Consider the following 15,322-nt stretch of genomic DNA (forward strand, 5'->3'; position numbering starts at 1 on the left):
AATAGCAAAATTATATCAAAATATAATGTCCTTAACTATATTTGATTAATATTAGCCATAATTTTCTTTTGTGAAACAGATTGTATAGTTTTAACATTTTGTAAATACCATGATATCCACAACTCCTTTATCAAAAAATATACATCCGTAAAATTTTCAGATTTTTTTTCAAGATGATTTGCGGCTATTTTCTTCTCTAATTTCGACTTCAATTCATCAGCCTCAATTTGATATCCTTTATCTCTATTAATATTTACTTTTGCTTTTTCAAGCCGATTTTCTAAAGCTTGAATATAATATTTATACCTTTGTAAATAAACAATAGGAAAACTTAAAAAGTCTGAGGGAAATAGTTCGCTTAGCTCTTTCCTAACATCACTAAACAGCTGAATATAATTAAGTGGTATTTTCTTTATATTAAGCTTATTCTCAAGTTGAGTTTTATACTTATATACATCAACCAGCAATGATTCAAGCTCTTGCTTAGTAGCTTCAAAAGAAGTAATACCTATATTATAAAACTTTTCAAACTCATCTTTAGTATATGGCAACTCCACATCTCTAAAAAAACTTAGCTCTATAGCTCTAGCTATTAGCATATCTTTTGACTGGCTCATCTTTAGAGAGGTAGACAGACTTGCTAAATCATTTTTGTTAAAATTTTGCTTTAACTTACCTTGCAATCTTAGCTCAACTAGCCTCAACAAGGCTCTTTTCATTGTCGATTGAGCTTCCTGTTGTGTCGCTTTATATGATATTTTCACACCTTCCTTATATAGCTCAATACAGTTATATACTTTTACACTTATTCCATATTCTTTTATTTGACTTATTCTTTTAATATCAGCAAAATCCCAATCATAAAAAATTTTTGATTCTACTACTTTTGATGGCTTCTGTATCAGATTATTTAATTTTTGCTTCAATTCTTCAATATCTTTACTAACGGCTAATACTTTTCCTTTCTTATCTATAACCTTTATATTAAGAATTAAATAATTTTCAAGCTCAATATTTTGCCATACAGTTTCATCAACAATAAAACCAATCAATCTGGTTATATGCTTGGCAATAACTACTTTTAATGGATTATTACGGTCTTTTTCAAATTCCAAAGATTCAAATATTGCTTGAGCATATGTTGGCACTGGAACACAGTTTTTACGTATATTTTTTGGCAAGGCTCTTAATAAAGCAACTATTTTATCATGAAGAAAACCATATACCCCCCACTCGATAATAGCTGGAGTAATATCATTTAAAAAAGCTAATGGCAACGTAACTGTGGCACCATCTTTCTCATCCAAAGGGTCAAAATGATATTCTAATGGCAAGTTCATATTACCAACAGATAAAATATCAGGATATTTTTGTTGAGTGATATTTTTAGCATCATGTTGCATCAACTTATCAGGATCATAAACAAACTTTTGCTGCTCTTCTTTTGAAATTTTCCTAAGCCATTTGTCAAAACTCACTCCACAACAAACATCTCTAGGTATAAAACTATCATAATGCTCAAACATCACCTGCTCATCAACTAAAATATCTCTTCTACGTGACTTATGCTCTAATTCCTCAACCTTATCAATAAGTTTCAGATTTTGCTTATAAAAATATGCTTCTGTTTCAAATTCACCATTGACTAGAGCTTCTCGAATAAATATCTCCCGTGCGCATTCAATATCAACATTTGAGTACTGTATAGATCTCTTTGCAACAATCTCTAAACCATAAAGCGTAATTCTTTGATTAGCTACCACTGAGCTACGTTTCTTACTCCAAATAGGTTCATCATACTTCTTTTTAATTAAATGTTTAGCTAAATTCTCCAACCATTCCGGTTCTATCTTAGCAACATTACGGGCATATGTTTTGGTCGTTTCAACAATTTCAGAAGCTAATAACCATTTTGGTTTTTTCTTAAACTGCGATGATCCGGGAAATATGAAAAATTTAAGTGCTCTTGCACCCATATACTCAGCATTATCATTAAGCTGACCAATATTGCTTAAAAAACCACTCGCTATAGCCTTATGTAAGCCCTCGTAATTAAGTTCTATACTTGATGAAAGCTTCCATTTAAGCCCATGTACAACTTCTATAACTTGTCTATAAACATCATTCCACTCATTAAACCTAATGGCTGATATAAAATTTTTCTTAAAATATTCTTTTTTCTCTCGATTTGATAAGTTTTTCAAATCAACACTAAGCCTAGTTGCTAAATTTAATATAGCAATGAAATCAGAAGCTTTATCTTTATCTACTGAATGCTTTTCATCTGCTTTTTGTTGAAAGCTTAAGGGCCGCTCACGAGGATCTTGTACACTTAAAAAACTAACTATTGAGACCACTTCTTTCAAACATCCTTGCCTATACCCCTCTATAACTATCTTTGCGAGTTTAGGGTCTAATGGCATCATAGCCATTTTCAAACCATCTGCAGTAATATTTGGCTTGGAATAATTTAATTCTGAAATAGCTTGTAGTTCAAAAAGAAGCTTATAGCCATCTTTAACAAACCTCACATCAGGAGGATCAATAAAAGGAAAATCTTGAATGTTGCCTAATTTTAAAAATAGCATTTGTAAAATAACAGATGCCAAATTAGTTCGTAATATTTCAGGGTCCGTAAACTTTTTACGCGATGAAAAATCTTCTTCACTATACAAACGCACACATACTCCAGCAGATAATCTACCACATCTACCTGCTCTTTGATTTGCACTAGCTTGAGAAATCTTTTCTATCGGTAAGCGTTGCACTTTAGTGCGATAACTATATCTACTAACTCTAGCCAAACCAGAATCTATTACATACTTTATTCGTGGAACTGTCAAAGATGTCTCAGCAACATTCGTTGCTAAAATAATCCTACGTACTGAACCCTCTGGATTAAAGATTTTATTTTGATCTTTATTGGATAGACGTGAGAACAAAGGTAAAACCTCTGTGAACCTAAGATCCTGCTTATTTAAATAAGCCAAAGTTTCATGAATATCCCTCTCAGTTGGTAAAAAAACTAATATATCTCCTCGACCTAGATCATCGATCGCATATAAAATCCTTTCTTGCAAAGAAAAATCACTAAAATCCTCATCATTTTGATAACTAATCTTTACAGGATAAGTTCTACCACTTACCGTAATATCTTTCGCAGTATCAAAATATTTAATAAACTTCTGATGATCAATTGTTGCCGATGTGATAATAATCTTTAAATCCGGCCTAAATGGTAAAATTTTCTTTATACAACCTAAAAGAAAATCTATATTTAAACTTCTCTCATGTGCTTCATCAATAATAATTGCTTCATACTTAGATAAAAACCTATCATTTTTTATCTCAGACAGTAGTACACCATCCGTCATAACTTTAACTAAAGTGCTTTCACTAGTTTGATCTGAAAAACGAATTTTATAAGAGACTCTCGACTGGTCACCTATTTCACTTGCCACTCTACTTGCTATAGATCTAGCAGCAAGTCGCCGTGGTTGAGTATGACCAATCAACCCCCGCCTACCTAAACCAAGGTCTAGGCATATTTTAGGTAACTGTGTAGATTTGCCAGAGCCAGTTTCACCGGCAACAACGACCACTTGATTTTCTCTAATAAGACCTTTAATATCAGCAACTTTGTCAGCAACCGGTAAATCAGGGTAAGCTATTTTAGGCAAATTATTTGCTTTGACTTGGTCTATAAGAGCTTCGATTTCTTTGAATACAACTTTATTAGATACATTACCATTCTTTAAAAGAGATATATATTTACCACGAAGTTTAGTAGGGATTTGATTTAAATATTGCGTACATAGATTTTTACTGTAATTCATAGCGTATAGTTATTGCATCAAACGTTTTTTAATACCAGTTATCTTCAAGATTTTATTAATCATCCTCATAACTAACATTAAAATCTTACTAAATAACACAAATAATAATAGAATAAATAGAACAAAAATATCCTTTAAAATATTCCAAAAAAGCTCCATAAGTGAGAATAAGGTTTTCGCTTTCATAGCTAAATAAATAGATTATTATACTTAATGAGAAGTATAACATAACTAGAGATTAAATAATTTACTCAAAAACTAGCTATAATTTAGCTAAAATAGTATTTAAAGTTTTACTTGGTCGCATAATGTTATAAAGTTTAGACATGTTAGGATAGTAATACCCACCAATATCAACTTTCTTACCTTGTACATTAGTCAATTCTTTAACAATTTTATCTTCATTAACTATCAACTCATTATAAATTGGCTCAAATTTTGCTTTTAATTCAGTATTACTAGTCTGATTAGCTAATGCCCCAATCCAATAAAATGCTAAGTAAAAATGGCTTCCACGTGTATCAAGATCGCCTACCTTACGGCGAGGAGATTTATCCTTTTCAAGGAAAGCTTTATTTGCTTGATCTAGAGTCTCTGCCAAAACTTTAACTTTTGCATCACGAGTTTTAATAGCCAAGTCCTCCAAAGATGCACCTAATGCTAAAAACTCTCCTAAAGAATCCCATCTTAAATGGTTTTCTTGAAGAAGCTGTTCAACATGTTTAGGGGCAGAACCTCCAGCACCTGTCTCAAACAACCCTCCTCCAGCCAACAAAGGTACTATTGACAACATTTTAGCACTTGTTCCAAGTTCTAAAATTGGGAAAAGGTCTGTTAAGTAATCTCTTAAAACATTACCTGTTACAGAGATAGTGTTTTTGCCTTCTTTAACACGCTTTAAAGAATATTTTGTAGCCTCAATAGGTGCCAAAATTTGGATATCCAAACCGGTAGTATCATGCTTTGCTAAATACTCTTGCACCTTAGATATAAGATTTCTATCATGAGCACGATTTGTATCCAACCAAAATACAGCAGGATTCTGAGTGACCCTAGCTCTATTTACAGCCAATTTAACCCAGTCTCTTATCGCAATATCTTTAGTTTGACACGCTCTCCAAACATCTCCTTTTTCGACATTATGAGTCAAAATAACTTCATCATTCACATCAATAATATCTACTTTTCCATCTGCCTGAATCTCAAAAGTTTTATCGTGCGATCCATATTCTTCAGCTTTCTTTGCCATTAACCCTACATTAGAAACATCACCCATTGTGGCAACATCAAACGCGCCATTTTTTTTACAAAAATCAATAGTTGCAGCATATACGCCAGCATAACATCTATCAGGAATCATCGCCTTCATATCTTGAAGATTACCTTCTTTATTCCACATCTGACCTGATGAGCGGATTGCCGCCGGCATTGAAGCATCAATAATCACATCACTTGGAACATTAAGGTTTGTAATTCCTTTATCAGAATTCACCATTGCAATATCCGGCTGCTTTGCAAATACTTTCTCAACATCCGAATTAATCTTATTTTGAATATCTTCTGGAAGTTTTTTGATTTTTTCTATAGCATCACCCCAACCATTACGAGAATTTACACCAAGTTCTTTAAATTCTTTAGCATATTTCTTAAATACATCAGCAAAGAATATCTCTACGGCATGACCAAACAGTATAGGGTCTGAAATTTTCATCATTGTAGCTTTCAAGTGAAGAGAAAGTAAAGTTCCCTCTTTTTTAGCCTTAGCAATTTCAGATTTATAAAATTCTCTTAGTGCTTTTATAGAAATTTTAGTAGCATCTATTATCTCTTTTTCTTCTAACTTTAGATTCTCTTTTAAAATAGTTTTTTTACCTTTAACATCAATATGAACTATTTTTACAGTTGTTGCTTTAGGTGTAATGTAAGATTTTTCATTGGCATAAAAATCATTATCACTCATACTAGCTACATGAGAATTTGAATCTTTTGACCATTCACCCATAGCGTGCGGATGTTTCTCAGCATATTCTTTTACAGCTTTAGCAACTCTACGATCAGAGTTACCCTCTCTTAAAACTGGATTTACTGCACTACCTAACACCTTACCAAAACGCGCTTTGAGCTCCTTTTCTTCGTCATTTCTTGGCTCTGCTGGGTAACTCGGTATCTTATAACCTTTAGCCTGCAACTCTTCTATAGCAGCTACTAACTGTGGAATTGAAGCACTGATGTTAGGTAATTTAATAATATTAGCCTCTGGAGTCTTTGCCAACTCACCAAGGACAGCTAAATCATCAGAGCAACTTTGTTCTTCAGTTAAATATTCACTGAAAATTGCTAAGACTCGCGCAGCTAAAGATATATCTTTTGTTTCAATAGCGATATCAGCCGAACCAGTTATTTTCTCAATAATTGGCAAAAATGAGCCTGTAGCTAATGCTGGCGCCTCATCTGTAATCGTGTAAATAATTTTATTCATACAAACATTTCTCCCGATAGATAAATTCAACTCTCAAATACTACCATAATTCTAGTAAGTATTTAATATTTCTCTAATTTTGTCTTCTGACCTTGCTATTACAGCAAACCCATTATGTTCTATAATTGGACGTTCCAATAACCTAGGGTTTTCAGAAACTATTCTAATAAGCTCAGCATCTGAATATTCATTACCTTTGAAATCATTTTTCCACATATCCTCTTTTACTCTAATAATATTTTTTATATTAAGGTTAAGCTTTTGTAGCAAATCTTCTAAATTTTTCTCACTCAATGGATTACTAAGATACAAATGTATATCATAATCTATATTAGCTAACTCTAAGGCTTGCTTAGCTTGGCGTGATTTTGAGCATTTAGGGTTGTGATAAATTTTCATCTCATATAATTTACGTCGATATTTAATACTCTAATTATAAATTATATTACAAGTTGTATAGCATTTTATTGCAAAAAAATTACTAGCAAAATTAACCTTATCCTCAAAACTATTTACTTATTAACTAAAATTAATGGATAAAGAATTTATGATTCAATATAATGAAATTATTAGCTATAGTTTTTTTTTAAAAAAGTACTGCTTATTAAGGAATATACTTATGGATCAACTAAAGAATATTCAAAACTATCCAAATCAAATTGCTCGTAATATTGATATTCCCCAGACCACATTAAAAGATCTACTTAACTCAGTCTTAAAAGACTTTCCTGACAAAACAGCCCTAATCTGCCAAGGCCAAAAGCTTACATATAGTCAAGTTGATAACTATTCAGACTTACTAGCTGGATACTTACAAACTAAGTGGGGAGTTATAAAAGGTCAGCATATCGCTATTATGCTACCAAATATATTACAATTTCCAATAACCATCTTTGCGCTTATAAAACTAGGTTGTGTATTTATAAATATAAACCCCTTATATACTAGCAAAGAAATTAAAGCTATCCTCCAAGATTCTAAAGCTACAGGAATTATTGTACTCTCATTCATAGCCCATAATGTTGAACAAATAGCTGATGAATGCCCTGATTTAAAACATAAAATGGTCACCCACATAGCCGACCTATACTCTAGCCCCAAAAAACAAATCATCTCATTAATTGTTAAATACCTAAAAGGCATGAAAGAAAAATATTCAAAAGACAAATTCGATAATTTTTATGATGCCATAAACACAAACATAAAAGCTAACTATTCAAATATAACAATAAATAATAATGACATTGCAGCTTTACAATATTCAAGCGGTACAACTGGCACTCCCAAAGGAACTATTCTATTGCATCAGAATATAGTTGCAAATATATACCAGATACAAGCTTGGACTAAAGGTTTTGGTATAAAAACAAATGAACAAATCATTATAAACGCTTTACCTATCTATCATATATTTAGTTTGACTGCTAATCTGTTTGTTTTCTATTTTTCAGGCGCTCTACAAATCTTAATACCTAACCCTAGAAATATAAACTCTCTTGTTAATGAAATGAATAAATATAGTTTTTCAGCCATCTTTGGGGTAAATACTTTATACATAGCTCTACTTAATAATAAAAAATTTAGAAAAACTAAATTCCCTAATTTTAAACTTTCAATAAGTGGCGGTATGACAACCACCAAAGCTGTAGCTAATGAATGGAAAAAAATTACAGGAGTAAATATAAAAGAAGGATATGGTTTATCAGAGATGTCCCCAGTAGTAACCGTTAATTCTCTTGAAGATGAACCATTCAACGGGAGTGTCGGCTACCCCCTACCAAATACTCAAATATCTATCCGCGATAAACATGATAATAATTTAAACCAAGGAAAAATTGGTGAGATATGGGTTACAGGGCCACAAAAAACTGCCGGATTCTGGAATTTACCTAAAATTAACACCGAACATTTCACTGATGATGGCTGGCTTAAAACTGGTGATATGGGCTATATAGATAAATTTGGTCGTTTAGTGATTTCTGGCAGAATCAAACATATGATTATAGTATCTGGATTTAATGTATTTCCAAAAGAAATAGAACTTGTACTAATTGACCATCCTAGTGTAGAGGATGCTGCTATAATTGGTGTTCCTTGCGCTGAGACGGGGGAAATGCCGGTAGCATTTGTTATCATAAAAACTGATAAAAAACTTACAAAGAAAAAACTCTTAACTTACTGTGAATCTAAACTTGCTCACTACAAGTTGCCTAGAAAAATTATTTTTGTAACTGAACTACCAAAAAATACTGTTGGGAAAATAGATATAAAAGCATTACAAAAAGAATATGCAGAAAAATATAAATAATTAAGCATTTTTGTTTAAGGAGTCAAAATGTTCAACAAAATTTATAAGATGGCAAAAAAATCAATGCCTTCAATTTCGAAAACTGAGCAAACTGCTTTAAATGCTGGTAATGACTGGTTTGAACGAGAAATTTTTCAAGGTAAGCCTAACTTCAATAAACTACATAACTTGCAAAAATTTGAACTTTCAAATGAAGAACGAGATTTTCTTAATAATGAAACAACTGAACTTTGTTCAATGCTTGATGATTGGAAAATTAATTATATTGATAAAGATTTAACAGTAGAAGCTTGGAACTTCATTCGCAACAAGGGTTTTCTTGGTTTAGTAATTGACAAAAAATATGGCGGCAAAGGTTTCTCAGCTGCAGCTCACTCTGAAGTAGTAATGAAATTAGCCACAAAGAGTGTCACAGCAGCAATTTCGGTAATGGTGCCAAACTCTCTTGGACCAGGAGAGCTTTTACATCATTATGGTACGGATAAACAAAAAAATCACTATCTACCACGCCTAGCTGCTGGTGATGAGATTCCTTGCTTTGCCCTTACTGGGCCCACAGCAGGCTCAGATGCAACATCTTTACCGGATAAAGGTATTGTCTGTTATAAAGAATTTAATGGTAAAAAGACCTTAGGCATTAAACTAACAAATATTAACAAGCGTTATATCACCTTAGCCCCTATAGCAACTCTTGTTGGATTAGCATTTCAACTAGAAGACCCTGATAGTTTACTTAAAGGAAGAGGGGAACAAGGTATAACTTGCGCACTTTTACCTCATGATCATAAAGGCCTAAAAATTGGTAAGCGTGGCTTTCCATTAAATCAAGCTTTTATGAATGGTTACATAAAAGCTGAAAATTGTTTTATTCCTATAGAATGGATCATTGGAGGTCAACAAATGGCTGGAGAGGGATGGAAAATGTTAGTTGAATGCTTGTCTATTGGCAGAGCTGTCTCACTTCCAGCATGTGGAACAGCAAATACCATTATGTCAGCTGTAATTACCTCAGCTTATGGTAGTATCCGTGAACAATTTAAAGTACCAATAGCACAATTTGAGGGAGTACAGGAAAAACTTGCTGAGATAGCGGGACTAGCATACCTCTCAAATGCAACACGTGAATTTACTGCAGCTGCTGTTGATGCTGGTCTAAGACCATCCGTATCATCTGCTATCGCAAAATATCACTTAACGGAAATGGGACGTATTACATTAAATAACTCCTTAGATATACACGGTGGTCGTGCGATTATCATGGGCAAAAATAACTACTTGGCTATACCATATATGGCGACTCCTATTGGAATAACTGTTGAAGGTGCAAATATTATGACAAGAAACCTAATGATTTTTGGTCAAGGTGCTATGCGTTGTCACCCATATATACGTAATGAAATAGAGGCGCTGATGAACTCTGATGAAAAAACATTTACAACAAACCTTAAAAAACATATTTTTTATATGTGTAGCAATGGTACACGTACTCTTTGGTATGGGTTAAGTGGTGGCTTCACAGCCCCAGGTTTTAATGGTAAATTTAACAGATACTACAAAAATATTTCCCACATGAGTACAGCATATGCTTATGTAAATGATGTATCTCTTACTTTACTTGGTGCTGGATTAAAGCGCAAAGAAAGACTTTCCGCAAGACTTGGTGATATTATGAGCTACTTATATATGGCATGCGCAGTATTAAAGTATTATAAAGATACTGGTGAAAAAGCTGATGATGAAGTATTCGTTGAGTGGAGTTTAAAATATTGCTTATATCAAGCACAACAAACTATGCTTAATTTATTTAGAAATTTTCCAAATAGAGTATTTGGTATAAAAATGAAATTATTTGTTTTTCCATATGGTAGAAAATTTAGAAAGCCATCAGATAAACTAGATGCTAGACTATGCGAAGAATTAATAGCTAATAACAAAACTCGTCAGTGGATGAAAGATAAATGCTACATCCCAAATAATAACAATGATCCAATTGGTAGAGTTGAAAATGCATTCCAAGCAGTACTTGATGCTAGCTCAATTAAAGCCAAAATCTCTCAAGCTATAAAAAATGGTGATTTGCCGAAAGCACACTGGTCAACTTTAACCAAAGAAGCTTTAGATAAAAACATAATCACAGCTACTGAAAATAAAAAGCTTGAAGAAATGGCAGAAAAAGTGAGTGCTGTGATACAAACAGATGAATTTGATGACTATGCTCTTGGACCTAAAAATGCACATCCAGAATGGCAACAAGATAAATCAAAATCTTAGTTAGGAGGAAAAATGTCTAAACTAGAACAAAAATTTGAAGAAATGCTTATAGCAGTTCGTGATGCTACTATTAATTTTAAACCAGATAACAGCCAAAAACTTAAGCTATATGCTTTTTATAAGCAAGCTAAAGAAGGTGACAACATCTCTAAGAAGCCATCAGCAATAAAAATGGTTGAACGAGCAAAATGGATAGCATGGGATGCTATTAAAGGTATATCAAAAGAAGATGCTATGCGCGGTTATTTAAAAGTATTTGGTGATGAGTATCTACCTGAAGATGATACACCTTTCAACACAAGTATCATCAAAAACATAGAACCTATAAAACGTCAATCTCAGCGCCAAAATATTGATAAAATAGCAGTACTAGGCGCAGGAACAATGGGAGCACAAATTGCTGCACATTTTGCTAACGCTCGATTTCCCGTAATCTTATTTGATTTAAAAACAAATGAAAACAATCCAAATAGTATCATCAAAAAATCATTAGAAAATCTTACTAAAATGAATCCTGCTCCATTTAGCTCACAAGAATCTATTGAATATATCACTGCTGCAAACTATGAAGATAATTTAGATTATTTAAAAGATTGTGATTTGATAATTGAAGCTGTGGTTGAGCGGCTAGATATTAAGGAAGATTTATATAATAAAATAGCTAGGTATATTGAACCAAATGCTATATTAGCATCTAACACATCTGGGCTTAGTATTACTAAACTAGCTGATTTTTTACCGGAAGACCTAAAAATTAATTTCTGTGGTATACATTTTTTTAATCCACCCCGTTATATGCCTTTAGTCGAACTAATTCCACACTCTAATACAAAAGAAGAAAATCTAGATAAATTAGAAACTTTCTTAGTTGAAAAACTTGGTAAAAGCATAATTAGAGCAAAGGATACTCCAAATTTTATCGCTAATCGCTTAGGTGTATTTTCGATGTTGGTAACTTGCTACTATACTCAGCAAATGAATATACCGCTTGAAATTGTTGATGAACTCACAGGCAAAAAACTTGGACGAGCTAAAAGCGCTACATATCGTACTGCTGACCTTGTTGGCCTTGATATATTGTCACATGTTGTTGAAACAATGAAAAATAACCTTACAGATGGTTGGGAAAAGCTCTACCAAACACCCAATTGGATTCAATTTTTAATCGATGAAGGTTCACTAGGTCAAAAAACCAAAAAAGGGATTTATATAAAACAAATTGATGGAATTAAGGTTTTAGACTTAGATACTAAAGAATATCGACCATCAAACAAAAAAGCTGATAATGAAGTCTTAGAAATACTAAACGAGAAGGACTGGGCAAAGAAACTAGAGGCTTTACGTAATAGTGATAACCAACAAGCATACTTCCTATGGAGCATATTTAGAGAAATGTTCATATATGCCGCTAATTTAGTTGGAGATATTTCAAACTACCCTAAAGATATGGACTTAGCCATTCGCTGGGGATTTGGTTGGAAGCAAGGTATTTTTGAAATCTGGCAGTTAGCTGGTTGGCAAAAAGTATCCAACTGGTTAAAAAAAGATATTTCCACAGGTAAAACCATATCTAGAACCTCTTTACCTAGCTGGATTGATAATTTAACTATGGGCGTATATTCAGATAATAAAGAGTTTAATTACAATGACAATGAGCTTATTGCTCGCAATAATTTAGATGTTTACAAACGCCAATTATTTCCAGATTCTGTGATTGAACATACTCCAAGGATAGAGACTAAAATACTTTATGAAAATGATGGAGTTAAATTATGGTTAATCACTAGCTACGAAAATGTGGGTATTTTATCATTTAAGAGCAAGATGTGCTCAATAGGTGATGATGTATTAGACGGTATATCTAATGCTATAGATTATGCTGAAGAAAACCTTGAAGCAATTGTAATTTGGCAACAACAGGATATTTTCTCAGTAGGAGCAAACCTTGAGGAGTTTGGTATCAAATTTACCATGAATGGTAAGACTGCTATAGAAGAAGTTATTCGTAAAGGCCATCACATAATTTCCAAAAAATTACGTTATAGCAGAATACCTATAATTGCTGCTGTTAAAGGTTTTGCTTTTGGTGGTGGATGTGAAACCATACTACATTGCGATGGAGCTGTTGTAGCACATGAAAGCTATATTGGCTTAGTGGAAGCAGGAGTTGGAATCATCCCAGGATGGGGAGGTTCTAAAGAAATGGCTCAGCGTGCAAATAATGCACAAAACCGTTGGAAAGATCTTGAAAAACGCTACAAAAACCTTGCTTTAGCACAAGTTGCTAAAAGTGGTTATGAGGCAAAAGAAATGGGCTTTCTACGAGATACAGACATAGTTGTAATGAATAGTAAAGAAGTGCTCTCCGTGGCTCTTAAGAAAGCTCAACTGCTTGCATTTTGTCAATATCGCCCACCACTTAAACAAAAGATTAAAGTGTTTGGTGAAACGGGTATAGCCACAATCAAAGCACTACTTGTAAATATGCGTGACGGTAATCAAATATCTGAGCATGACTATAAAATTGCGACAAATCTAGCAGATGTCATGTGTGGTGGAGAAATTGAAAAAGATACAAAAGTATCTGAAGACTGGTTATTAGAGAAAGAACTAGCTAATTTTATTGAACTAGCATCTTCTAAAAAAACAGAAGCTCGAATGAAACATATGCTGGAAACTGGCAAACCACTAAGAAATTAATAAGGAGCATAATATGAGTGAAAATGTTTATATTGTAGCTGCAAAACGCTCTGCTGTTACAAAAGCTAAAAAAGGTGGTTTTGCAAAAAAACGTCCAGATGAATTGCTTGCAGATGTTCTCAAACAGACCGTTGCCGAATCAAATATTAAACCAGAGGATATAGATGATATCGTCGTTGGATGTGCTATGCCTGAAGCTGAGCAAGGTCTAAATATTGCAAGAATATCAACTTTACTTGCTGGTTTACCAAATAAAATTCCTGCTTTTACTATTAATCGTTACTGTAGTTCTGGCCTACAATCTATTGCTATTGCAGCAAATGAAATTTCTCAAGGTAATATGAATGTTGCTATCGGGGCTGGTATTGAGAGTATGAGTATGATTCCTATGGGCGGCAACAATATTTCCTTCTCTAAAGAAGTTTTTACTAAAGATGAGAATGTTGCTATTGCATATGGCATGGGAATTACAGCTGAGAACGTTGCAAATGATTGGAATATCTCTAGAGAAGAGCAAGATTCCTTCGCACTTAAAAGTCATCAAAAAGCAGTATTTGCCATTAAAAATGGTTATTTCAACAATGAAATACTAGCTATCGATGTCGATCATCATCTTCCCAATGAAAAATTAAATAAAATTATAAATCATAAAGAAACCATCTCAAAAGATGAAGGAGCAAGAGAAGATACTTCATTAGAAGCATTATCTAGATTAAAACCTACTTTTGCTACAAAAGGTTCCGTAACTGCTGGTAATAGCTCGCAAATATCTGATGGTGCAGGTGCTGTAATACTTGTAAGTGAATCTTATCTAAAAAAGCACAATCTAAAGCCTCTAGGTAAATTCTTAGGTTTTGCGGTTGCTGGCGTTGATCCACGTATAATGGGTATAGGACCTATAGAAGCTATACCTAAAGTACTCAAACAAACTCACCTAGATATAAATGAGATTGACTGGATTGAACTCAACGAAGCTTTTGCTGCACAATCATTAGCAGTTATTAATGATCTAAAATTAGATCAAGACAAAGTAAACCCATGTGGAGGAGCTATTGCTCTTGGTCACCCCCTAGGTGCAACTGGAACTATTCTGACAGTTAAAGCTCTACATGGGCTACGCCGCACTGGCAAAAAATATGCCATGATTACAATGTGCATTGGCTCAGGTATGGGCGCTGCTGGTATAATTGAAGCCTGTTAAACTTTAGAGTAATTTTATAATGATAAATTTAGATAACTACAAACCGATAGAATTTCCATGGGATTATACTTGCTTCAGTGAGGCTAGTAAAAATCCAATTGGTATTAAACTACCACTTTATGAGATAAAAGAACATTTCTATACAAAATTCAAATGTTTACCAAATCATGTTGGTTGGGAAAAAGTAATTCATGGTGGAATAATAGCCCTTATATGCGATGATATACTAGGTAAGCATGTTCTTAATGCTACAAAATCATTTTGTATGACTCGAAATTTAAATATTAAATATCTCAAACCAACTTATAGTAACATATCTCACATCTTCAAAACCACAATTATTCGTAAAGGGCACACCACCGTCTGGATAAAAGTCGATATCTATAATGAAAATGGTGAGCTATGTGCTTATGCTGATGCTGATTTTGCACTTCTAGAAGAATCACATGCTAAGAAAAAAAATATTGCTAGCTATGATATAGGTACTTTGGTTTCTAAAACCAAAGTTTAACTAAATAGCAGATATC

At 33.2% G+C, this 15,322-nt stretch carries 8 protein-coding genes; 5 read left to right on the plus strand and 3 right to left on the minus strand.

From position 1 onward, the window contains the following. Nucleotides 1-35: 35 nt before the first annotated feature. From hrpA to ACR0PV_RS07965, 3 genes are all read right to left on the minus strand, one after another. Nucleotides 36-3,836 (minus strand): ATP-dependent RNA helicase HrpA, encoded by a 3,801-nt coding sequence (gene hrpA, locus ACR0PV_RS07955; protein WP_488172574.1) that lies wholly within the window; start codon nucleotides 3,834-3,836, stop codon nucleotides 36-38. Between the two features lie 262 nt (nucleotides 3,837-4,098). Next, on the minus strand, nucleotides 4,099-6,315 hold the full coding sequence (locus ACR0PV_RS07960) for an NADP-dependent isocitrate dehydrogenase (protein ID WP_488172575.1): 2,217 nt from the start codon (nucleotides 6,313-6,315) through the stop codon (nucleotides 4,099-4,101). 51 nt (nucleotides 6,316-6,366) lie between these two features. Further along, on the minus strand, nucleotides 6,367-6,714 hold the full coding sequence (locus ACR0PV_RS07965; protein WP_488172576.1) for an ArsC/Spx/MgsR family protein: 348 nt from the start codon (nucleotides 6,712-6,714) through the stop codon (nucleotides 6,367-6,369). 220 nt (nucleotides 6,715-6,934) lie between these two features. Between ACR0PV_RS07965 and ACR0PV_RS07970 the strand changes: the two genes are divergently transcribed. From ACR0PV_RS07970 to ACR0PV_RS07990, 5 genes are read left to right on the plus strand one after another with little or no spacing between them, the layout of a single operon-like run. After that, a complete protein-coding gene (locus ACR0PV_RS07970) occupies nucleotides 6,935-8,623 on the plus strand; it encodes a long-chain-fatty-acid--CoA ligase (protein ID WP_488172577.1) in 1,689 nt (562 codons plus the stop codon). 27 nt (nucleotides 8,624-8,650) lie between these two features. After that, the gene (locus ACR0PV_RS07975; RefSeq protein ID WP_488172578.1) at nucleotides 8,651-10,894 is read left to right on the plus strand and encodes an acyl-CoA dehydrogenase; all 2,244 of its coding nucleotides are present in this window, start codon (nucleotides 8,651-8,653) and stop codon (nucleotides 10,892-10,894) included. A gap of 12 nt (nucleotides 10,895-10,906) precedes the next feature. After that, nucleotides 10,907-13,594 carry an acyl-CoA-binding protein gene (locus ACR0PV_RS07980; protein WP_488172579.1) on the plus strand — a complete coding sequence of 896 codons (2,688 nt, stop codon included), beginning with the start codon at nucleotides 10,907-10,909 and terminating at the stop codon, nucleotides 13,592-13,594. A gap of 13 nt (nucleotides 13,595-13,607) precedes the next feature. Beyond that, on the plus strand, nucleotides 13,608-14,795 hold the full coding sequence (locus tag ACR0PV_RS07985; protein ID WP_488172580.1) for an acetyl-CoA C-acyltransferase: 1,188 nt from the start codon (nucleotides 13,608-13,610) through the stop codon (nucleotides 14,793-14,795). Nucleotides 14,796-14,814: 19 nt separating this feature from the next. Next, nucleotides 14,815-15,306 carry a PaaI family thioesterase gene (locus tag ACR0PV_RS07990; protein WP_488172581.1) on the plus strand — a complete coding sequence of 164 codons (492 nt, stop codon included), beginning with the start codon at nucleotides 14,815-14,817 and terminating at the stop codon, nucleotides 15,304-15,306. The last annotated feature ends 16 nt before the right edge of the window (nucleotides 15,307-15,322 follow it).

This window comes from Francisella sp. AG1 (genome assembly GCF_057683165.1).

What these genes read in the sequence shown, in the direction of transcription:
- ACR0PV_RS07975 (WP_488172578.1), top strand. Translation starts at nt 8,651, where the DNA reads ATGTTCAACAAAATTTATAAGATGGCAAAAAAATCAATGCCTTCAATT.
- ACR0PV_RS07970 (WP_488172577.1), top strand. Translation starts at nt 6,935, where the DNA reads ATGGATCAACTAAAGAATATTCAAAACTATCCAAATCAAATTGCTCGT.
- ACR0PV_RS07985 (WP_488172580.1), top strand. Translation starts at nt 13,608, where the DNA reads ATGAGTGAAAATGTTTATATTGTAGCTGCAAAACGCTCTGCTGTTACA.
- ACR0PV_RS07990 (WP_488172581.1), top strand. Translation starts at nt 14,815, where the DNA reads ATGATAAATTTAGATAACTACAAACCGATAGAATTTCCATGGGATTAT.
- ACR0PV_RS07960 (WP_488172575.1), bottom strand. Translation starts at nt 6,315, where the DNA reads ATGAATAAAATTATTTACACGATTACAGATGAGGCGCCAGCATTAGCT.
- ACR0PV_RS07980 (WP_488172579.1), top strand. Translation starts at nt 10,907, where the DNA reads ATGTCTAAACTAGAACAAAAATTTGAAGAAATGCTTATAGCAGTTCGT.
- hrpA (WP_488172574.1), bottom strand. Translation starts at nt 3,836, where the DNA reads ATGAATTACAGTAAAAATCTATGTACGCAATATTTAAATCAAATCCCT.
- ACR0PV_RS07965 (WP_488172576.1), bottom strand. Translation starts at nt 6,714, where the DNA reads ATGAAAATTTATCACAACCCTAAATGCTCAAAATCACGCCAAGCTAAG.